The sequence below is a fragment of the Leptospira perdikensis genome (assembly GCF_004769575.1).
GTDB classification, from domain to species: domain Bacteria; phylum Spirochaetota; class Leptospiria; order Leptospirales; family Leptospiraceae; genus Leptospira_A; species Leptospira_A perdikensis.
Genome location: NZ_RQGA01000003.1, coordinates 125991 through 146519, shown reverse-complemented (window position 1 = coordinate 146519; position 20529 = coordinate 125991). Strand labels below are relative to the sequence as shown.

The window sequence follows — 20529 nt, the reverse complement described above, 5'->3', positions numbered from 1 at the left end:
ATTTATGGATACCTATAAAATACAAAAGAAAATCATAGAATTTCTGGATCAAAAATCCGGAAAGGACATCACAAGACAAGAGATCAAAAAAAAATTTACCGAATCAAGTGAATTCAAACGACCCGACCCAAAAACGAAGAAAGTAAAATCCTTCAAACGAAAAGAAAAAGTTCCAAGAAAGGAAATTGAATTCCTCATCGACCAACTTCTCAATTTATTAGAAGCCGAAGGATTACTAATTCCTAACAAAAAATATTTAACTGTAGCAAGTCCCTTTCGCCTAACAGGAAGAATCTCCATTTCTCGTAGAGGTGATGGTTTTATTTCTCTTCCTTCCAAAAACGAAATTTTTGTTCCAGGCCCAATGACCAATTCCGCGATCACAGGAGACAAAGTAGAAGTCATTCCTTTGGGAGTTGGAAAAAGAGACAGGCTCGAAGCAGAAGTCACAAATATTGTAAAACGAGGCCGTGTTCTTTACCGAATGCGAGTGAAAGAAAAAACAAATAAATTTGTTTTTGGAAACTTTTTGGATATGCTCGGCGAAGGCAAAGAAGGAGTCCTTCACGTTAAATCCATTCTCAAAGATACCTTTGATTCTATTAATGTAAACGATACCCTCATCGTAAAATTCAAAGAGGGTGCTATCCCTCAAGACAATCTTTATGATGTGAGTTTTATTCGATTTGAATCGGATACAAAAGAAGACAGCGACTTACAACGGATTTTAATGAAATACAATTACGATCCGGTGCATCCAGACTTTATTCCTTTGGACTTTCCTGAAGAAGTTTCGGAAAAAACGGTTTCTGATTGGAACAGTAGAACCGACTTACGGGATTTATATGCGGTTACAATTGATGGAATCACAGCAAAGGATTTTGATGATGCCATCAGTTTTGTCGATGAAGGAAATCGGTTACGAGTATGGATTCACATTGCTGATGTTTCCTATTATGTAGAAAAAGATTCTCCTCTAGACAAAGAGGCCTATGAAAGAGCCACTTCCGTTTATTTAGCCAACCGAGTGGTCCCCATGTTACCTCCGATTTTATCGGAAGACCTTTGTAGTTTGGTTGCGAATACCAATCGCCTTGCCTTTACCGTGGAGATGGAAGCAAGTAAAACTGGTGAAATTTACAATGCGAAGTTTTATAAATCCGTCATCAAAGTGAATACAAGATACACTTATGAAATGGCCGAAGAGGAAATCAAAGCCAAAGATCCCAAAAATTGGATGTATCAAGTTTCCCAATTCACAGAAGCCCTTCGCAAACGAAGAATGGAAGCGGGACGAATCGATTTAAATTTACGCGAAACCACAATCACTTGGAACGAAAGAAAAGAACCTGTTGGGATTGAAAATCGCGAACGCCTAACAAGTCATTTGTTGATTGAAGAGCTGATGTTATCTGCCAACCTAAAGGTGGATGAGTTTTTGAGGAAACGCAAAGCTCCTTCTTTACACCGAATCCACGAAGCGATGGACGAGGAAAAACTAGAGACTCTCAATCATTTTCTGCAATTGAATGGATATAACATCCAAATCAAAGACACAAGTTACGCAGAAATCATGAAAGCAGTAAAAGAAATCGAAGACAATTCCGTTGGAAAAATTTTCAATTATTTACTGTTGCGAAGTTTTATGCAGGCCTATTACGGATCCGATCCTCTCGGTCACTGGGGACTTGGATTTAAAGACTATTGTCATTTCACTTCTCCGATCCGCAGGTATCCTGATTTAATTGTGCATCGAGTGTTACAGGCAACTCTTTTAGAAACAGAAAGGGCCTACTCTGAAAATGAAATTGCGGTTATGGGACTTCATTGTTCGGAAGAAGAGAGAAGAGCAGCAGATGCCGAACGAGATATTGTAAAAATCAAATCGTTTCGTTATTTGGAATCTACGGGAATCCAAGAGTTCAAAGGATTTATTGTTGGGATCCGACCTTCTCAAATTTTTGTGGAATTAGATATTTCCAATTTGGAAGGAGTGCTCGATAAATCAGAGTTTACCGATGAGTTTGAAGTTATGATTAAAAATGATTTCTCATTTTATTCGAAAAAATATTCCAAAATATTTTTTATCGGTGATCCAGTTTCTGTAAGTCTTGATCGAATTGATTTTGAAGAAATCAAAGTTTTCTTAAAATTAAAAGATTTCAAAAAAGACGAACCAACTCCCAAAAAGAAATAACCAACCGTTCCGAATCTATTTTATAAAGATAGATTCGGAATTTCTTCTCGTTTCCAGATCTTTCTAAAAAAGTTTCGATCCTTTACTTGAATCGACATGATTTTTTGAATGATGGCCTCTTCACTGATTTGGTATTTCTTCATCAAATCGCGATCCAAAGATAATTGCGAATGTGCCACCCACTTAACTAAAGAATGTTTGGTTCTTTCTGATTCTGGCAGTAATTGGTTTACTGAATCAAAAAACATTTCATGACTTAAAAAAAGACCATTGGATATTTCCGGCATTGGTGCTGCCCCATGGTCGGCCGTTACCACCATAATGAAATTATCTCCAAAATTTGTTTTTAGAAATTCAAAGATGGTTTCAATTTCTTTGTCCGTAGCTTTCAGAACTTGTTCCGCTTCTTTGGATTCCCATCCATACAAATGTCCAACAGCATCAGTTGCCTTTAAAGTTACATAACCAAGATCTGTGATTCCATCTTTATCTTTTTTCGCATTGAGAATCGTTTCCGTAATGCTATCACGAAAGAGGGCACCATCCATCTTCGCTTGAAATTCGGATCCTTGGAAATGATGGATTTTTGTAATTAAGTCTACTGGATTTTTTGCTTCGAAATGAGTTGAGATATCTTTTTTATGATTCAAATAGAATTGATACAAATTGTACTTTTGTACAGACTTGGGAACAAGGAATGCATCCGTATAGGTAGACCAAGAAAGATTTTTGATATCTTGCCAATAAACGTAATCATTATCTGGAGAATTTTTTCGAGACTCATTTGTTACAGGATTAAATAGTTTTCCGTGACCAGCCATTCCGACGGCGGCTCTTGCCGCATAACATTGGCTAACGACAATCGGTTCATTGTTGTTGGAAAGATCCCACTCATCGGCAAAACTTGGGACCTCCATCTCACTCAAATCCCAATCTTTGTTTTTCCCTTGGTATACAGGTCTATGGAGGACTTTCCCGTCGGCATAAGTATAAATTTCGTTAGAGAAGATCTTCGAATCTTTTGGAAAAGCACCAGTACCAATCGCCATATGACCGACTGCCGTATGAGATTCCAAATGGGCCACTTTTGCTTTTTTGAAATAGGCAGATTTGTTTTTTAAATCTTCTAGGAAAGGATAAGCTCCTTTGTGAGCTTTGTAAAGTTGTCTACCACCTTGGTCCACAACAACGGTAACAATAATTTCTGGTTTGGTGGTCTCGTTTTTGAATATTTTTTCTAAATAAGATACATCGATTGTATTCTTAAATTTAAAGTTTAAAATTTTTCCGTAAATGGATGGAATATGTTGTTGGTTGATTTCATCCGAATATTGCCCGGTTCGAATCCATTTTGGCCCATAGATCCAAATGGGAATTTCTGTGTCGTAAAAATATTGTGTATAATGTGATGTGTAATTTACTTCTTTCGAAAAATTTTCGTCTTCAGCATCCAATTGCCATTCGTGATTTAACGTTTCCCAAGATAAATTGTGATCTTCTAAAATATTTTTAACTTCTTCCTTTGAATAATGAGAAAGAGTGATTGCGTCCCTTGCCTCTCTATCAAATATATTGAATGGAAATGGTGCTAATATTAAATCCGTATCTGGTTGTATTGATAAATAAGCAGCACGTTTATAATCTTTTTCCCAACCACAACTAAAGAGAACCAACAAAATACCAATTATGAGTGCATTATTTCGTTTTATGTTTTTTTGGTTGATCACGGTTCCCTGCCTATCTTGTTACACTCTACCTGATGTTTACTTTACTAGGCAAGTGCGAATTAAAGTTGTTGGCGATCTCATGTGTCATAACTCACAAATCTCTACCTATTACCGTGCAAAAACAAAAGACTATGATTCCAGTGGCAGTTTCGAATACGTTTCAAATTCGTTACAAGATGCTGATTTAACATTAGGTAACTTAGAAACTACGATTGTTACAGATCCAAATGAATTTACTGGTTATCCCAGATTTGGTTCTCCCATTGGTTATTTAACGGGAATCCAAAATGCAGGATTTGATATTTTATCAACAGCTAACAACCATTCTGCTGATAAAGGTCCGTTTGGAATCGATAATACAATTGATTCAGTGATTCAAAAAGGAATGATCCCTATCGGAACTTTTAAAACTAATTCTGACTACTTAGATCGAAAGGATTTCTTTTCAGAAATCAACGGAATCAAAATTGCGATTTATAATTATACATATTCAACCAATGGAATTCCCGTTAAAAATAACCGAATGGTGAGGCTTCTAAATGAAAAACAAATTAGGGAAGATGTGAGTTTTGCCAAAGAAAATGGAATTCATTTTGTGATCCTTTGGTATCACTATGGCTCTGAGTATGAAGAAAAACCCGATAAATCACAAACCAAATGGGTAAATATTGGGATCGAAGCGGGTGCTGATATAATTATAGGCGGACATCCACATGTAGTCCAAAGAATTGATCAATTCCAAGAAGAAATCAATTGGGAAGACCGACTTGTTGCTTATTCACTTGGGAATTTTTTATCTGCTCAAAATAGGGAAAACACAGATGGTGGGATTATTTTATCTTTCGAATTAGAAATGGATTCGCATCATCGAAAACGAATCAAAAATGTGAGTATGGATCCTGTTTGGATCTATTCACATGGGTATAAAATTATACCTATTCTAAAATATGCACGAAATGAAATTTCTTTGAAACTTCCGAAACATTTAGAAAAAAGAATGTTTGGTTACGAAACGCAGCTTAAAAAAATTCCTGGCCTCAGTTTTTAATCCAATTAACGAGAAATATCTTCCACAATAAGGTCGTATCCTTTTCCCTCTCGGATCAAATCAATTGAGTCATCGTTGATTTGTAAAATAGTAGAAAGATCCATTTTTACAATTCCTCCATCAATGATTCCTTCGACTTGGTTTCCATAAATAGATTCTAACTCATCAATATCAATGATGAATTCATCATCACAAAAAGCAGAGGTGGAAGTGAGAGGAGAATCATGAATTTTTAAAAGTTCAGTCAAATAAATATGATCAGGAATCCGAATGCCGATTTGTTTATCTTTATGATGAACCACTGAAGGTTTAGGTAAATTTTTATTGGCTTTTAGGACAAAGGTAAAAGGCCCAGGTGTCACTCGTTTCATCAAACGATAGGCAGAATTGGGTAAATATTCAATGAAATTGGAAGCCATTGAAATGTCTTTACACATAAGAGAAAGTGGTTTGTCTTTGGGAAGTTTACGAATTGCGTAAATTTTTTCTACACCAAGTTTTGAATGTGCATCCGCAACAATTGCATAAACGGTGTCAGTTGGAAAAATATAAACGGCTCCATCCTTCAACCTTTCCGAAATCTGTTTGAGTTTTCGGACTTCTGGATTTTCTGGATGGAGGTAGAGGATCATATGTTTTCTCAAGCAACTACTGTGCTGTGAGTCCCCCATCTAAAACAATACACTGACCTGTCATATAAGAAGAAGTATCCGATGCTAAATAAATCGCGGCACCTAATAATTCTTCTGGTTTTCCAAGTCGACCCATAGGAATTCCAGCAAGCACCTGTTTCATGATAAATTCTTTGTCTTTGATCATATCGGTCATTTCTGTATCAATAAGACCAGGACAAATCACATTCACTCGGTAACCGTTATTACACCACTCAATGGCTAGTGCTTTTGATAAAGTGATGACTGCTCCCTTTGTCCCTGAATAAACAGATGCTAGTTTACTTCCCACCATTCCCAGAACAGAAGCCACGTTGATGATGTTCCCACCCTCTTTTTTATGGTGTTTGTAATAGGCCTGACAGTTGCGAAACACACCAACATAATTGGTTTGGACTATATTTTGTAATTCATCTTCTTTAAATCCAGAGGCAGGAGTGTTCGTTGCAATCCCTGCATTGTTGATGAGAGTATTTAGTTTTCCATGTTTTGCTCTGATCTGGCCAATCACTTCATAAGCTGCACCTTCACTACGCACATCCAAAACTACACCATTGATACCTTCTTTAGCCATCCATTCAATGGATTCTGGTCTGGAACCAGCACCGTAAACGATAGCACCAGCATCTCTAAAGCCTAGAGCCAATGTTTTACCAATACCTCGGCTGGCACCGGTGATCAAAATTGTTTTTCCTTTTACATCAAACAAACTCATTTTACCTCATGATTGGAAGGATAACAATCGCTAGCTTGCGGTTTTGTGTCTTCCAAAAGTTTTTTATAATCTAAAGTATTATCATCCCGAACCAAATCTCTTCTTATGTAGTGAGTTCCCTTTTCGTAGTAATCCGCTATAGGATTACAATCTTCGATGTCTTCCGAAAGACCTCGTTTGCATCCAAAAACAAAAACGATTGCCCAGAAAAAAATAGCCAAAAGTCGAGGATTCACCATTATGAAATGAAACAATATCCCGTAAGGAATAGCAAGAATTTGTTTATACTCAAATCGACATCGCCAAGACGGATCCAAATACTTACCGACCTCGGTTTTTTATTCCAAGTAGCACCAGCAAACATTGACGAGTCTCAAAAAACATTGGAACCGGCCCTTCAGTATCTAGAACGAATGGTTCACTTAAAATTGGGAAATGATGGAGAGCCTAACTATCTCTATTTGGCCGCTGATACCATGGTTGTATTTGAAAATGAAATTTTACACAAACCCATCGACTTGGAAGATGCAGTCCGCATTCTGCAAACACTCTCTGGGAAAAAACATTCGGTATTTTCGGGGGCTGGCTTACAAACCAGATCAAAGATTGATTTCTTCTATGAAGAAACCATCATTCAATTTAAGAACTGGAATGAGGATCAAATTAGAGATTATATTTTGAGATGCCAACCTTTTGATAAAGCAGGTTCTTATGGAATCCAGGATGCAAACGGCCCTGTTTTAGAACGGGTGGGATCGTATACAAATGTGATGGGATTTCCACTTCGAAGTTTTTTGGCTCGGTCTTCGGTGTGGTTGCCTTATTGGGAAAGCTCTCTTAAGCGTATAGGTTGACTAAATTTCCAGGTTTGTAAGCTGCTTTTGCATCGGGACTCGTTTGTACCTCAGCCACTTTTTTTTCCGTTTCTCCGGAAACGTATTTTGGCTGGTAGGAACGAGATTGGATCGCTTCTACTTGCTCCACTGCTTGGGTATTGTATGTGGGAGACACATACATATACGGTTCCCCTAGTCCTGAAACTCTTGCCACATTACTTGAGATTTCCATACTATGAATATCGCCTCGATCCTATCGAAAGATTAGACCGGATTCACGAAAATGGAAACAAAAAAATCACAAGCGAGAGAATTTAGCTCTCTTTTCCAACTATTCAAAACCCAGACTAGTAACCTTCCGCAATTTTTTGCCTATACGGGGGAAGATTCCTATGAATTTGAACTCATCATCGATCATTACAAAGAAGCACTATCGAAATCTTCCGGAGCCTATGAGATCATTTTGATCGTTTCTGAATCAGGAGAACAGGCAAAACTTTTTGCCGAACTTTTCACACCTGATATGTTCTACCCAAGAAAACTCATCATTGTCAAACAAGCAGCTGCACTTTTTAAACCCATTCTTGATACAAAGGCGACACAAGAATGGAAAGACTTTGCGTCTGGATTTCGTAAAAATATAACAGCCGTTTCTGATGAAATTTTTCTCATTGTTCATTACGATGGAAAAGACATTCCACAAAGTTTGGTTCAACTCTTTCAAGGAACCTTAAACTATTACAAAACTAAGTTTTTATATCCAAGTGATTATCCAAAAGTATTCAAAGAAGTTTGTGACCAAGAACAAGTACATTTTGAACCCAATGCAGCTGATGAATTCATTCATCGAATTCCTGCAAATGTGGGTGCTTACCTTAAAAGTGTAAAAAAACTAAAACAATACCTTCACCGTTCTAAATTTACAATCGAAGATGTTAACTCAGTTCTCTTCAGTCAAAATGAACTTAATACAAATACTCTTGTAGAAACATTAGTACAAAAAAGAAAGGTAGATTTTTTTAAAGAATTCACAAAGTTTAATGACCAAAACTCAGAGATACTTAGTTTTCTAACTAGGCTCACCTATAAATTGGATGAAATTCGTAAAATCAAAGTCATACGAGCAAGGCATAACGGGGAAGTTCCAATTCCACTTATGGATGATCTTTTAAAAACAGGAAGTTTTTCTGATGCCAGAAAAAATTTTGTAAGAAGACAATTGGTTTCTGATTCGGCTTCGTTCACAGATAAAGTATTAGATCAGTTCTACGATCAAGTGATTGAAATGAATATTAAATTTAAATCAGGACTTCGTGATGAGGAAGGGAAAAATTATTTTTTACAGAAAGTCATATATTTATTTTCATTACTTCAAGAAAGATCTTCCAAATGATATTCGTGTAGTTTTCGATATAAATTTCTTTCTGAAATTCCAAGTAACTTAGCTGCTTTTTCTCGATTTCCTTTTGTATAAATTAAATTGGCTTTAATGATTTCTTTTTCGTAGGTTTCTAAACTGATTCCAGGTCTTACTTCCAATTCTGATAATTGGTTCTCAAAAAAATGAGATGGAATTTGTTTCCAATGTAAATGTTTACTAGAAGAAAAACCAACAAGAGCAAAGATCATATCTTTGAGTTCTGAAAGATTGGTTTTAAACGTTTTGTTTTTAAAAAAAACAAAGAATTCTTCTTCAATACCTGTGATTTTTTTACCTAAATCTGTATTTGCCTCTTCCAAAAATTGAGAAACAAACTGTGGTAATTCGGAAATTCTTTTTTTAAGATTGGGAAGCTCAAACCGAAAAGACTTTAGTTGATCATAAAAATCGGAATAAACATTCTTTTGATTTAAAATATCTAATTCGTCGGAATGAATTTCCCAATACAAATATACCTTTGACTTTTCTTCATATTTTTCTGATTTCCACCACTGCTGTAATTGTATTACTTCATCCGGTTTTGCCTTCGTAAGCCGATCAATGAGAAGTGTGACCATTTGTTTAGATGATTTGATTTTTTCTAATGTTTCCGTAAAAAGAAACGGATATTGAAAGTCTAAATGGAAAATAGAATTAGTAGTTATATTTCTTTGTTCTAAACTTCTTTGAATCCAAAAACTTTTGCCAACACCTCTTTCTCCAATGATTAATATTGGTAAATTTGAATTGGATGTTTCGATCCACTGGTTGCGGATCTTTTGGATATCGGATCCGCTACAAATCCATTCGTTATTGGATTTACTTTTTTTTGATGACACTCACTGTCCCTTGGAGATATCCATTGAACTCTCGAATTTTGTTTGTATCTAAGAACTTTTTTGCCTGTGAAGGTTTCACCATCAAGGTTTTTGGGTATGTTGTATTTATTTTTAGTAAGTTCGTTTCGGCTGGCGTATTCCTTACTCCCCAAGTAGATAAAGGATCTAAAACAAAAGTTGTTTGAAATAGATATTCTTTTCCTTTGGTAACAACCACATCATAGGGCAACTGGATCCAAATAGCCTCCCCTTTTGATTCCACAAGAACTGTTTGGAATCTATCTTTTTCTGTTTGGTCTGTATTAGATTCAGTTCGCAGTATATATTCCAAATCAGTTTTGATTTCTTCTTTTTCTAAAACACGTTTGTCCGAAATTTTTTCATAAGCAAGGTAAAGATTGTATGGAGTGATTACATCCACTGCAGCCCGAACCAAAGAAGCGTCATATTTTTTAACTTGGTTTTGATTCCAGTTAAAAGGCATTTGTAATTCTTCAACAGATGAATACACATTGAACTGATTTAGATAGAGGTATTCATAACCTTCTGAAGTTCCAATCTTTTGATATTCGGTAATTCCTACTACGCGACTATTACTTGCCTTACCGATTCGTTGTAGTTCTCTAATCGTACTCAATTCCGAATGGTTAGGAATGAGAAGAATTGGCTCAATTTCCATATGACGAAGGTCATTGAGTGCCATAATCATCGATCCAGATTTGTCCTTCACACTCGAAGAAAGCAAAAGAAACAATTTTCTGGAGTCTTTTTTTCCAGAAGAGATTTTTGATTTTAGACCTTGTAATGCAGCAACTACGGATTCGGCTTGATTGTTTCCTTGCCATCCAGTTTCTTCCAATAATTTTTTAATCTCAGTATGTTCCTTAGTTGGCGGAATGGAAACAGTTTTGTCTTTTTTGATCAGAGTGACACCCAAATACAATCCCTCTTGGTCATAAAGTGCAGATAAACTTTTCAGAATATCTTTCCGGTAATAGGCATATGAGGAGTGGATGTCTACAAATAGATTGATCTCATAATTAGAGACTGCTTTATTCTTTTTTTCGTAAAACCGGGGAGGTAAAAATCGAAAACTTTTTTCATTATGTTTTTCATAAGCTAATACAAAATTAGAAATGAGTTTGGATTGGATAGTTTGTCTTGTCTGGTTTTTACAATTATAAATAACAGTTTTTACAAGGATAGGATTTCCAAAATCAATTTGATCCTGAACCACAAAATGAGAATCCCATTCACTACAGTATGAGAAAAGTTCCTGATCTTTTAATTCTGCTTCTTCATTCCACTCTGTTTCGTTTAAATAATTCTCTATTAGTTTTGGATCGGTTATTTCAGTAAAAAAATTTCGTTTCAGATAGTGTCGTGAAAGTCGGGACAATTCAAAACCCGCCTCACGTCTAGTTCCAAGAACTGAAGGTACCTCACCTGAAATGTATGCAGGTAGGATAGAAATTTCTTTCGCAAAAATAATTTCGGGGAAGAACGCAATAAAAACGAGTATCCATACGTAGGGAATTCGGAAAGACCGGCGAGACATAAAATTAGAATCGGTCCACTTAGGGAAAATGTAAATCTTTATCCTGCAACCATCCTTCGTTTTCTTTGAGAAAAGATTGACAAGGGGTTTTTATAGGATCAAATTCTCCGGAAAAGGAGTAGATTCTTTATGAAGAAATCGCTTATCGTATGTGCCTCTCTAATCGCATTTGTTGTATCTTGCGGATCCAATGATGGAGGCAGAAGAGACGCTACGACCGTAGGTAAAAATGGTTGGATTTTTGAAGGTTGGGCTTGTGCGCCTGATGCCGCTGCTGCAAAACGTGGTGAAAGCCCGGCTGAGTATTGCAAAGGAAAAGAAAAAGAATACGATTATCTTTACATGAAATTTTCTGCACGTGCTTCTGACAAAGCAATCAAAGCTAACTCAGTTGCTATGAAACAATCCACTTGCCGTGAAGCAGCTCGTCTCCAAGTTGCTGGTGATGGTTTGAAAAAAATCTTAGGTGAATATTTAGAACAAGCATCTGGTGTATCTGATGGTCAATCCACAGGTTCCGTGATCGTTTCTGAATCTAAAGGTATCATCAAAGGTGTTGGGGTTTATGACTGCTGCTCATTGAACAACGAAACAGGAATTTGTGCAAATGTTGGCGAACCTGAAACTTGGGAAGAATGTCAGTGTGTTGGATACTTGCGTTATGCGGGTGGACAAAAAGCTCTTGAAGCAAAAGCAACTGCAGCTCAATAATTGACTGTTTAGTTTTTAACTTCAAAAAAGGCCTCCTTTTATCGGGAGGCTTTTTTTTGCCCTGACCTAAAATTACTTTTTTAGTTTTGGATCAAAGTAGTGTTTGTGTATGAATTCCTGAACAATTTTATGTTCTTCCGCCGCTAGAGGTTGGAAAATTACAGACGTCGTTTTACCTGCCGTTCTATGTACCGTTCCAATGATCTCTAATGGATTTTGATGGAGGGAAAATTGAACCTTTACTTGATCCCCTTCATAAAAAATTGCAGTCGCTTGGAAAGCAAGACCACCAGTTCCCAAATCAGAAAGATGTCCAGTCACTGGTGTGTTTTTAGATTTTACAAGTTCCACTGTGCAGGGAACATCTAACTTCACACGTGCATCTTTACGTTTTTGTTTTACACCCGCATACTTACTATAACTATCAGAGAATATTGACTGCTTTGAATCTGCCATTTTAACTTCCTTTACGCGAGACTAACAAACGTTTCACAGTTCATACTCTCGTTTTCTATTTCGCTTGTTTCCAAAAACTTAGAATCCATTTTTACGGATTCCAATCTATCTATAAATTGATTCACATTTGTGATCGTCAAAAGTTCTCTTTTGATTCCATCAGGGAATCCAGTGTTCTCTATATATCGTATAAAGTGCTTTCGAAAAAGTATCAAAGCATAATCATCATCGGAAGGATAAAAATTCAACATCAGATTTAAATGTTCTAAGATGACTTCCTTTATTTGAACCCAATCGATTTCTTCCTTGGGAGTTTCAGAAAAAATCCACGGATTTCCAATGGCCTTACGACCAATGAGTACAAGATCGACACCGTATTTTTTTTTCTTAAACATCGCTTCAGAAAAACTGGCCACATCTCCGTTTCCAAAAATGGGAACATTCGCTTTGGCTTTAATTTCACCAATTGCATTCCAATCAGCAAAACCAGTATATGCCATCGCTTTGGTTCTACCATGAACCGAAATTGCCGATACTCCAGAACCTTCTAATACTTTGACTGTTTCTAAATAATTTAATGAATTAGAATCCCAACCCAGGCGAATTTTGGCTGTAACGGGTAGGCCAGTTTTTTTTCGAATCCCTTCAATCATGGCACCAGCCAAACGAACATTTTTCAAAAGTCCAGCACCTGATCCGTTGTGAGAAACTTTTGCCACAGAACAGCCCATATTCAAATCAATCACATCTGGTTTTTTAGAAGCCGCAATTTCCGAAGCATTAACTACTGTTTCTAAATCAGAACCAAAGATTTGAAAAAAAATGGGTCGTTCTGTTTCTAAATATCGAAACATATCCAATGACTTTGTATTTCCCATTAGCAATTGTTCTGTGGATACAAATTCCGTATAAGCAAAGGCGGAACCAAATCTTCTTGTGATTTGTCGATAAGGACTGTCAGAAATACCAGCCATCGGAGAAAGAACAACATCACCTTTGATTGTCACTCCCCCGATGGTAATCATAATTCCTCTTTATTCCGACTCGGATTCTGAATCTCTAACAACGGCAAAGTCTTTTACAAAGTCATCATCTTTGGTATTCACAACTTTGACACCCATAGCAGAGCGACCCACCATAGATATTGTTTTGACTTCTACCCGAATCGCCATACCGGATTGTGTGATGACAAGTAGTTCATCTTCTTCTTTTACAGAAGCGATTCCTACAGCCCGTCCATTCTTTTCACCAATCTTTAAGTAGGTCATCCCTTTACCACCGCGACCTTTGGTAGAGAACTCTTCAAAATCAGTCCGTTTTCCAAATCCGTTTTCAGATACGCAAAATAAATTAGTTCCCGGTTCGACTTTTGTAATCCCGGCAATCGCATCATCGTCTTCTAACTTCATGGCAGTCACACCGGAAGCAGTTCTACCTTGCGAACGAAGTTCATTCAAATTCATTCGAATCGCGAGACCATTTTTACTACCGATAAACACATCAAAGTTATTTGGATTAGCAATTACATCGATTAGTTCATCACCATCACGAAGGCCAATCGCAATGATTCCCGATTTTTTGGTATTTGTGAATTCATCCAATTGGATTTTTTTCACAAATCCTTCTCTTGTTACCATAAGAAGATAGGACTCATCGAAGTTTCGGAATGTAAATAATGAAGTAATGATTTCATCATCATTTAAGTTGATCACCGCTTTGAGTGATTTACCACGTGCTTCTTTTGTAGCAATTGGTAACTCATATACTTTCATAAGGAAGGCTCTTCCTTTATTAGAGAAGAGCATCAAGTTATCATGAGTCATGGCACTACTTAGTTTTTTAACAAAGTCTTCTCTTTTCGTAGAGATCCCTTGAACACCCTTTCCACCTCGTTTTTGACGTCGGAAGGTATCCATAGGAAGGCGTTTGATAAACATATCTTCTGAAAGTTGAACAACCACTTCTTCATCGGCAATCAAATCTTCTGCATTGAATGTTGAGGATTCCAAAGACTCTAAACTAATTTCTGTAGCACGAGTGTTTCCAAAAGACTGAGCTACTTTTCCAAGTTCTTCACAAATGATCGATTTGACTCGTTCTGGTTTGGCAAGAATGTCTTCTAGGTCAGCAATGAGAAGTCGCACTTGTTCTAGTTCTTCGATAATCTTTTGAACTTCTAAGGAAGTTAAACGTTGCAAACGCATTTCCAAAATGGCATCCGCTTGGATTTCAGAAAGTGAAAAGGTAGCCATGAGGGAACTTTGTGCTTCTTTTACATCTTTCGAAGCACGAATGATACGAATCACTTCATCGATGTTATCAAGTGCAATACGTAACCCTTCTAAGATATGAGCTCTTTTGAGTGCTTTGTCTAAATCAAATTCAGTTCTTTTGATAACAACTTCGTTTCTATGATCCGCATACGATTTAAGAATTTCTTTGAGTGAAAAGATTTTTGGGCGATTGTTTAGAATCGCAAGCATCGTAATCCCATAACTCACTTGTAATTGTGTGAGTTTGAAAAGTTGGTTTAGAATGACTTGTGCGTTGGCATCCTTTTTAACATGAATCTCAACTCGAATTCCCTTTCTATCCGAAAGGTCTAAAATTTCAGAGATACCTTCAATGACCTTTTCATTTACCAAGTCTCCGATTTTTTCGAGTAAGTTCTTTTTGTTTACTTGGTAGGGAATTTCATTCACAACAATGATCTCACGACCTTTGTTGTTTTCAATGATATCCACTTTGGAACGAATACGAATGGAACCCTTTCCTGTTGCGTAAGCTTGGTAAAGGCCTTCCCCACCAATGATCGTTCCACCAGTAGGAAAATCCGGACCTGGTATGATCTTCATCAGTTCAGGAAGTGTGATATCAGGGTTTTGAATGAGGGCAATGACCGCGTTCACCGATTCTTTTAAGTTATGCGGTGGGATATTGGTTGCCATACCCACAGCAATCCCTGTAGAACCATTTACTAAAATATTGGGAAAATTAGCAGGTAATACATCCGGTTGTTGTCTCGTATCATCAAAGTTTGGCGAAAAGCTAACAGTATTTTTTTCAATATCTTTTAGAAGTTCTTCGGCAAGTTTAGTGAGACGGGCTTCCGTATAACGATAGGCCGCCGCGTTGTCACCGTCGACCGATCCAAAGTTACCTTGACCATCAATCAAAGTCTCTCGCATGGAGAAAGTTTGGGCCATACGAACCATAGTTTCGTAAACTGGGGAGTCACCATGAGGGTGATAGTTACCAATTACTTCCCCAACAATTTTCGCTGATTTTACATAAGGGCGATCTGATCTCCAAGCTCTTTCATTCATCGCATGGAGAACACGTCTATGAACTGGTTTTAATCCATCTCTAACATCTGGAAGGGCACGACCTACAATTACACTCATCGCATAATCAAGGTAAGCTTCCTTCATCTGGTCTTCAATTTCCACCGGAATGACCCGCACACCGGATTTAAGAGCACCGGCTACGTCTGGTCTACCGGAAAGATTCAGTGCTAAGGTTTTGTTTGATTCGTTTTCTTGGCCGTTTTGTTCGGTCATTTTTCTATCCTAATTCCGATTAAAGATCTAAATTTGCAACTTTGTATGAATTCGCTTCAATGAAACGACGACGAGGAGAAACTTCATCACCCATAAGGATATTGAATGTATCTTCTGCTTCTACAAAATCTTGTAACTTTACTTGTAACATAACTCGTTCTTTTGGATCCATTGTAGTGTCCCAAAGTTGTTCAGGGTTCATCTCCCCAAGTCCTTTGTACCGTTGGATTGTTACTTTGTCATTGGGTCTTGCTTTTAGGATTTCATCCTTTTCACGATCGGAATAAACATAAACCGCTTCGCGACCAAACTTCAAAAGATATAACGGAGGTTGTGCAACAAACAGTGAACCAGTTTCTATGATTGGTTTCATATACCGAAAGAAAAAAGTTAACAATAAGGTTCGAATATGGGAACCGTCCACATCCGCATCTGTCATAATAATGATTTTTTTATAACGGAGTTTATCGATATTAAATTCATCATCACCAATTCCAGTTCCCATAACAGTGATTAAAGTTCGAATTTCTTCATTTGATAAAATTTTGTCTAAACGTGCTTTTTCAACATTTAAGATTTTACCTTTTAAGGGAAGGATGGCTTGGGTATTTCTATCCCTACCTTGTTTCGCGGAACCACCTGCCGAATCCCCCTCGACAAGATACAATTCACAATGTTCCGGATCTTTTTCAGAACAGTCTGCGAGTTTACCAGGAAGACCACCACCTTCTAAAACAGTTTTCCGTCTTGTTAAATCACGTGCGCGTCTTGCCGCTTCTCTTGCTTTCGAAGCTAAAATACATTTTTCTAGGATCTTCTTAATCACAGCAGGATTTTCTTCGAAGAATCGATTGAGTCCTTCTCCTGTGATGGTTTGCATAAGTCCTTTTACTTCAGCGTTGACTAACTTTTCTTTTGTTTGTGAGTTAAACTGTGGTTGTGGAATTTTAATCGATATCACAGCACAAAGGCCTTCTTTGATATCATCCCCTTGTAAACCATTGGGTTGTTTTTTGAAAAGGATTTGGTCTTTCTTTAAATGGTCATTTAGAGTTCTTGTAAGAGCAGTTCGAAATCCTTCTAAGTGAGTTCCACCTAAGTTGTTGTTAATAGCGTTAGTAAAACAGAAAATATTTTCGCTGTAGGTATCACAGTATTGGAGAGCAATCTCCGCCCAAACATTTTCTTTTTCGCCCACAAAGTGTAAAACTTTATGTAAGGGATGTTTTGCATCTGTAATGTATTCAACAAAGGAAACAATCCCTCCATCAAATTTAAATTCATGTTTCGCAACTTCTTCTTTTCTTTGGTCTTCAATACGAATCAGAAGGCCTTTGTTTAGGAAGGCAATTTCTCTAAATCTTGCAGAAAGGGTATCAAAAGAAAAATCAACAGTGGTAAAAATAGTATCGTCTGCTTTAAAGCGAACAACTGTTCCACGGTGAGTTGTGTCTCCTATGATTTTTACATCTTCAATAGGAACACCAGCTTGGTATTTTTGGTAATGGAGTTTTCCATCTTGGTGGACTTCCACTTCTAAATAAGTAGAAAGAGCGTTCACAACGGATACCCCTACCCCATGCAAACCGCCCGATACCTTATATGCATCGTTTTCAAACTTACCACCGGCGTGTAAGATTGTTAGTACCACCTCAATTGTGGACTTACCTTTATCCGGGTGAATTCCTGTCGGAATCCCACGACCATTATCACGAACTTCAATGATATGATCTGGTAAAATGCGGACATCAATTTCAGTACAATGGCCAGCCATTGCCTCATCCACAGAGTTATCCACAACCTCATAAACCATCTTATGGAGGCCGGACTCATCTTGTGTTCCAATATACATTCCGGGACGTTTTCGGACCGCTTCTAGACCCTCTAGGATCTTGATTTTCGAGGCTGAATAGGCGTTTGGATCGGTTTGGTTGGACATAGATTTATAAGATACCCTATAGGAAGTATCCTAGAAAGACCCTCGAAGGGCAAGTGAAAACGGGGGGATTTAAGTGACTTAAGACCGAGGATTTTGGAATTCGTTTCCCGTTTTAAAGTGAATTTTTTCCAATAAAACTGGGTTCGTAATTGAGTTCACTTTCGCCAAAAGTTCTGTCTTTTGGAACTCCAATTCCTGGGAGATCATGGAATGACGACAAACAACTGTGAGTTTTTTGCCTTCAATGGATTTCGGAAAACTCTGTTTCCCAAAGTAATCACCAACAATATCATTCCAACGAAGACGTAAGGTTTTCAGAATTTGATCCCGAAAGACAGTTTCCCTGTCCATACCCATTTTTTCCAAACTTTGGAAGAGTTCTGAGAGTTCGACTTTTTTCATTTCTCTGAAAACACCTTCACTTTTCCGCCTTCCACTTGGTATATTTCTTTATCAAGTGTTAGGTTTCCGACATATTCATGAATTCCTTCCAAATCTGTAGTGGTAAAAAATGCCTGCCCACATTCCGAAATGAGATTCACAAAATATTCTCTTCGTTTGACGTCCAGTTCTCGAATGATATCATCAATAAGCAAAACCGGAGCTTCTCCCGTGGTATCACGGATCATTTGAAAACAAGCAGTTTTCAGAGCAATGACCGCACTTCGTTTTTGGCCTTGGGATCCAAACCCACTTAAATCTTTATCATCAAATCCAATTGGCAAGGTGTCTCTATGGTTTCCACAACTGGTATAACCGATGGCTCTATCTTTTCTAAGATTATCGATTAGTTTTTGTCTATGTTCTTCTTTCGAAGAGATATTTGGTTTATAGGTTAAAAAGAAGGGATCTTTTCCAGAACTTAACTGTTGTAAATTTTTATGAAAGTATCCGGCTAAACTTTCAATGGTTTTGGTTCTGATTTCACGAATTTCTGCATCATGTTCAATGATTGGTTCGTCCCAGATTCCAATTTCACGGTCTGTAGAATTGTCTTTTTTTAAAGTAGCATTTCGTTGTTTTAACAAACGATCATATTCAATGAGTTGTTTTAAATAATAACGATTGGTGGAAGAAATAAATGCATCTAAAAATCTTCTTCTTTCCACATTCCCATCTTCAATGATGAGGATGTCCGGTGGGCTCATCACAATCGAACGAAAGTATCCTACATAGTCAGAAATTTTTTTAAACTCTTCCCCGTTTACTTTCAGTTTTTTTCTTTTGGAATAAGAATGTTCAATTCCATATTCAAATAAATAATCATTTTCTTCGGATTCAAATTCGGCACGAATGAAGGTATCTTTTGTATCCCAACGAAGGAGTTGGTTTTGGTCAGATTCGCGAAAACTTTTTAAATAGGATAATAGGGAAATGGATTCGAGAAGGTTTGTCTTACCTTCTCCATTGTTTCCAATAAAAAAGATAAGACGTGATTTGAATGTTAACTGAGTTTCTTCGTGATTCCGAAAATTCTTTATGTAAATTTTCTTTAGAAACATTAAAGTTTCATTGGCATAATGACAGAAACAAAGTCGCTATCAGAAGGATCTTTAAAAAGAACCGGGGCACTTGAAGTTGTGAATTCTAAAATGACTTCAGGATCATCCACAGCTTTTACCACATCACTCAAATAGTCTCCTTTAAACGCAATGGTGATTGCCTCTCCACTGTATTCAATTGGCATGTTATGATCAAACATCATAGTTCCAGGATTGGAAGAACTGATATTGACATTTCCTTTTGTAAATGCCAAACGAATTTGTTTCGAAGGTTCTTCTGCAGAAATCAAAGCTTGTTTTAAAAAAGTTAAAAAGTCAGCTTTTACAACGCGAACCGATTCTGAAGTTTGTTTTGGAATGACTTGTTCGTAATCAGGAAAGTTACCATCAATGAGTTTGAAAAGAAGTTCTACGTTTCCAGAAGAAACATAAATTTGTTCTTCTACAAATCCAATTTTAGCAGTTTCTTTTCCTTCCATCATCTTTAACATCTCGCGAACAGCTTTGTGAGGAATGATCACACCATTTTTGAATGGGAATTGTTTTGGAAACTTACGAACAATTTTAGAAAGACGACGTCCATCTGTTCCGACAACAATTAGATCTGTATTATCTGGTTTTAAAAATAAACCATTGAATACAAACCTAGTTTCTTCAATCGCCATTGCATAAGATGTTTTACGAAACATCTCACGAATGGTCTGGCAAGGAAACTCAACAACACTTGCCTCATCTACTTTTGGAATTGTTTTGATATCTTCTGAATCAATTCCATTCACTTTAAACTTAGTGTCCATTTTGCCACTGGCATCAGTGATCGTTGTCTCTGAGTTTTCAGATTGGTCAGTAGTTGTGAGTAAACTTGTATCAAAGTTTAAATTTTTAAAAATACTCGATAGTTGTTTCGCAGGTAAAGATGCTGTTCCCTTTTCTCCAATGGTGGATGGAACAGAAGTTTTGATCGCGATCTCTAAATCGGTAGCAGAAAGATAAACTTCATTTTCACCTGTTTGGATTTTGAGATTGGAGAGAGCAGATTTAATTTCTCGAACTGAGATGACTCCATCCACTGAGTTGATTGCTTTTAGGAATTCTGTAGTATTGACAGTGAATTTCATTTTTCCTCTTCTTCTTATTTATATTATATATCTTTATATATATTATGTCGTTTCCGTTGGTTCTGTCAGTATGTCGATAAAGCCTGGAAACATCAATTTTTATTGAATTATGTCAGGTTTTTTCCTTTTTGCAACTGTCAATATTTATGTCACTTTGAACAGGTTAGGGAAAACTTAAGGGACAATAAGGACAGACTATGTCCTATCGACAGTTTATCGACAGGTAATGGTC

Annotated in this window: 19 protein-coding genes; 5 read left to right on the top strand and 14 right to left on the bottom strand. The window is 37.0% G+C overall.

Annotated features, from left to right (window positions below; all coding sequences use genetic code 11):
• The first annotated feature begins 4 nt into the window (after positions 1-4).
• Positions 5-2197, top strand: coding sequence for a ribonuclease R family protein (locus EHQ49_RS01985; protein WP_135575843.1), 2193 nt, complete (start codon positions 5-7; stop codon positions 2195-2197).
• 20 nt (positions 2198-2217) lie between these two features.
• Here EHQ49_RS01985 and EHQ49_RS01980 read toward each other — a convergent pair whose 3' ends face one another.
• Positions 2218-3924 (bottom strand): alkaline phosphatase family protein, encoded by a 1707-nt coding sequence (locus EHQ49_RS01980; RefSeq protein WP_135575841.1) that lies wholly within the window; start codon positions 3922-3924, stop codon positions 2218-2220.
• 52 nt (positions 3925-3976) lie between these two features.
• On the opposite strand from EHQ49_RS01980, the gene EHQ49_RS01975 reads away from it, so the two are divergent.
• On the top strand, positions 3977-4972 hold the full coding sequence (locus tag EHQ49_RS01975; protein WP_208732146.1) for a CapA family protein: 996 nt from the start codon (positions 3977-3979) through the stop codon (positions 4970-4972).
• Positions 4973-4977: 5 nt separating this feature from the next.
• Here EHQ49_RS01975 and EHQ49_RS01970 read toward each other — a convergent pair whose 3' ends face one another.
• The 3 genes from EHQ49_RS01970 to EHQ49_RS01960 are packed head-to-tail and all read right to left on the bottom strand — an operon-like array spanning position 4978 to position 6597.
• Positions 4978-5604 carry an L-threonylcarbamoyladenylate synthase gene (locus EHQ49_RS01970; protein ID WP_135575839.1) on the bottom strand — a complete coding sequence of 209 codons (627 nt, stop codon included), beginning with the start codon at positions 5602-5604 and terminating at the stop codon, positions 4978-4980.
• Positions 5605-5620: 16 nt separating this feature from the next.
• Complete coding sequence (locus EHQ49_RS01965; RefSeq protein ID WP_135575837.1) at positions 5621-6358, bottom strand: SDR family NAD(P)-dependent oxidoreductase; 738 nt, start codon at positions 6356-6358, stop codon at positions 5621-5623.
• Positions 6355-6597, bottom strand: a complete 243-nt coding sequence (locus EHQ49_RS01960) for a hypothetical protein (protein ID WP_208732145.1) — start codon at positions 6595-6597, stop codon at positions 6355-6357. The genes EHQ49_RS01965 and EHQ49_RS01960 overlap by 4 nt, the downstream gene beginning before the upstream one ends.
• Before the next feature lie 39 nt (positions 6598-6636).
• On the opposite strand from EHQ49_RS01960, the gene EHQ49_RS01955 reads away from it, so the two are divergent.
• Positions 6637-7212: a Maf family protein gene (locus EHQ49_RS01955; RefSeq protein WP_135575833.1), complete on the top strand. Its 576-nt coding sequence runs from the start codon at positions 6637-6639 to the stop codon at positions 7210-7212.
• On the opposite strand, the gene EHQ49_RS01950 is transcribed toward EHQ49_RS01955, so the two are convergent.
• Positions 7196-7426: a hypothetical protein gene (locus EHQ49_RS01950; RefSeq protein ID WP_135575831.1), complete on the bottom strand. Its 231-nt coding sequence runs from the start codon at positions 7424-7426 to the stop codon at positions 7196-7198. The genes EHQ49_RS01955 and EHQ49_RS01950 overlap by 17 nt on opposite strands.
• Positions 7427-7477: 51 nt before the next feature.
• Here EHQ49_RS01950 and holA point away from each other — a divergent pair, with 51 nt between their 5' ends.
• Complete coding sequence (holA, locus tag EHQ49_RS01945) at positions 7478-8587, top strand: DNA polymerase III subunit delta (protein ID WP_135575829.1); 1110 nt, start codon at positions 7478-7480, stop codon at positions 8585-8587.
• Here the strand turns inward: holA and EHQ49_RS01940 are convergent.
• Both EHQ49_RS01940 and EHQ49_RS01935 read right to left on the bottom strand, forming a co-directional pair.
• The gene (locus tag EHQ49_RS01940; protein ID WP_135575827.1) at positions 8566-9453 is read right to left on the bottom strand and encodes a helix-turn-helix domain-containing protein; all 888 of its coding nucleotides are present in this window, start codon (positions 9451-9453) and stop codon (positions 8566-8568) included. The genes holA and EHQ49_RS01940 overlap by 22 nt on opposite strands.
• Complete coding sequence (locus EHQ49_RS01935; protein WP_135575825.1) at positions 9434-11011, bottom strand: LIC10012 family protein; 1578 nt, start codon at positions 11009-11011, stop codon at positions 9434-9436. The genes EHQ49_RS01940 and EHQ49_RS01935 overlap by 20 nt, the downstream gene beginning before the upstream one ends.
• Before the next feature lie 129 nt (positions 11012-11140).
• Here EHQ49_RS01935 and EHQ49_RS01930 point away from each other — a divergent pair, with 129 nt between their 5' ends.
• A complete protein-coding gene (locus EHQ49_RS01930; RefSeq protein WP_002972335.1) occupies positions 11141-11722 on the top strand; it encodes a lipoprotein LipL21 in 582 nt (193 codons plus the stop codon).
• A 72-nt stretch (positions 11723-11794) separates the two neighbouring features.
• Here EHQ49_RS01930 and EHQ49_RS01925 read toward each other — a convergent pair whose 3' ends face one another.
• The 7 genes from EHQ49_RS01925 to dnaN form a co-directional block, all read right to left on the bottom strand.
• Entirely contained in the window at positions 11795-12178 is a 384-nt protein-coding gene (locus EHQ49_RS01925; protein ID WP_135575823.1) for a PilZ domain-containing protein, read from the bottom strand.
• An 11-nt stretch (positions 12179-12189) separates the two neighbouring features.
• The gene (locus tag EHQ49_RS01920) at positions 12190-13203 is read right to left on the bottom strand and encodes a tRNA dihydrouridine synthase (RefSeq protein ID WP_135575821.1); all 1014 of its coding nucleotides are present in this window, start codon (positions 13201-13203) and stop codon (positions 12190-12192) included.
• A 9-nt stretch (positions 13204-13212) separates the two neighbouring features.
• Entirely contained in the window at positions 13213-15738 is a 2526-nt protein-coding gene (gene gyrA / locus EHQ49_RS01915) for a DNA gyrase subunit A (RefSeq protein ID WP_135575819.1), read from the bottom strand.
• Between the two features lie 19 nt (positions 15739-15757).
• Positions 15758-17677, bottom strand: a complete 1920-nt coding sequence (gene gyrB, locus EHQ49_RS01910; RefSeq protein WP_135575817.1) for a DNA topoisomerase (ATP-hydrolyzing) subunit B — start codon at positions 17675-17677, stop codon at positions 15758-15760.
• Between the two features lie 78 nt (positions 17678-17755).
• Positions 17756-18079 (bottom strand): DciA family protein, encoded by a 324-nt coding sequence (locus tag EHQ49_RS01905; RefSeq protein ID WP_135575815.1) that lies wholly within the window; start codon positions 18077-18079, stop codon positions 17756-17758.
• Complete coding sequence (gene recF / locus EHQ49_RS01900; RefSeq protein ID WP_135575813.1) at positions 18076-19179, bottom strand: DNA replication/repair protein RecF; 1104 nt, start codon at positions 19177-19179, stop codon at positions 18076-18078. Before recF ends, EHQ49_RS01905 begins: the two co-directional genes overlap by 4 nt.
• Entirely contained in the window at positions 19179-20297 is a 1119-nt protein-coding gene (gene dnaN, locus EHQ49_RS01895) for a DNA polymerase III subunit beta (RefSeq protein WP_135575810.1), read from the bottom strand. The genes recF and dnaN overlap by 1 nt, the downstream gene beginning before the upstream one ends.
• Positions 20298-20529: the final 232 nt, after the last annotated feature.